2 protein-coding genes are annotated in these 1336 nt (G+C 76.6%); both read left to right on the forward strand.

Going from position 1 to position 1336, the window contains the following annotated elements:
• Positions 1-935 (forward strand): FtsX-like permease family protein (locus B7767_RS37395; protein WP_143652862.1); only part of this gene is annotated, 935 nt, incomplete at its 5' end.
• A gap of 107 nt (positions 936-1042) precedes the next feature.
• A partial coding sequence (locus B7767_RS37400; RefSeq protein WP_179167459.1) for a sensor domain-containing protein occupies positions 1043-1336 on the forward strand: 294 nt, incomplete at its 3' end.

Consider the following 1336-nt stretch of genomic DNA (forward strand, 5'->3'; position numbering starts at 1 on the left):
CCCTGACCGGCGCCGCCGGGCTGCCCGCCTCCGCCACGGCCGAGGCCCGCCGCGTCCCCGGCGTGCTCGCCGCGACCGGGGTGCGCCGCACCTCGGTCGTCGTGCCGGGCGGGCTCGAGGCACGGACCGTGACCGCCCAGGGCATCGACCCGGAGGGAGTGGAACGGACGATGGACCTGAAGGTCCGGTCGGGCAGCCTCACCGAGCTGCGCGAAGGCACCGTGGCCGTGTCCACCGCACAGGCGGACGCCGCCGGCTGGCACCTGGGGGACGAGGCCGGACTGTGGCTCGGCGACGGCACACCCGTCACCCTGCGCGTCGTCGCCCTGTACGAACGCGGCTGGGGCTTCGGCGACGTCACCCTCCACACGGAGACCCTCGCCGGACACACCGTCACCGGACTCGACGACCGGGTGCTCATCCGCACGGCACCGGACGCGGACACCGGAGCCGGCCTGGCCGGCCTGGCCGGCCGGTATCCGGCCGCCGCGTTGGTCGACACCGACCGGCTCACCGGCGACATCGCCCAGGACCTCGCCGTCAGCGGCTGGCTGAACAAGCTGCTCATCGCGGTCCTGGTCGGCTACGCGGTCCTGGCCGCCGCCAACACGCTCGTCATGGCCGCCCTGGCCCGGACCCGGGAACTCGCCCTGCTGCGCCTGGCCGGCGTCACCCGCCGTCAGGTGAAGCGGATGGTGCACGCCGAACAGGCCGGCCTGCTGGGCACGGCGCTCGTCATCGGCGGCGCGATCGCGGCCGTCACCCTGACCTCGGTCGTCAACGCCGTGGCCGGGCAGCGCGTGCCCTACGTCCCGGCCGCCGGCTGGGCCGTCGTCGTGGGCGGCACCGTCATCCTGGCGCTCGTCGCGACGGTGCTTCCCGTCGGCCGGCTCCTGCGCACCCCTCCGGTCGAGGGCATCGGCCTCCGCGAGTGAGTACGCCACGCCGGTCCCGGAGCGCTTCCGGCCCCGTACCACTGGGCGGATGGCCCGGCGGGCCCGGGACCCGGTGGCCTATCCTCCGCGCCTGGGAGGTGTGGACGGTGGCGACTCACGACGGGGCGGCGGACGGCCGGCCGGGGCGTTCAGGGGCCGTGCCGGCCCGTGCCCGGGCCGCGCTGGACGCCCTGGAACACCTCATCGGCGGAATGGGCACCGGACTGCTGGCGCTGCTCGCGACGCTGTGGCTGGCCCTGACGGCGGTGGCCTGCCTGGCCGGTGTGGGCCTGTTGCTGCTGCCGTCCGCGCTGCACGCGGTGCGGGCCGTCGCCGACCGGGAGCGGGCCCGGCTGTCCCGGTGGGGCCCGGAGCTCATCGGTCCGGCCGGGACGCCGGCC

This window comes from Streptomyces sp. 13-12-16 (assembly GCF_002114215.1).
Lineage (GTDB): Bacteria > Actinomycetota > Actinomycetes > Streptomycetales > Streptomycetaceae > Streptomyces.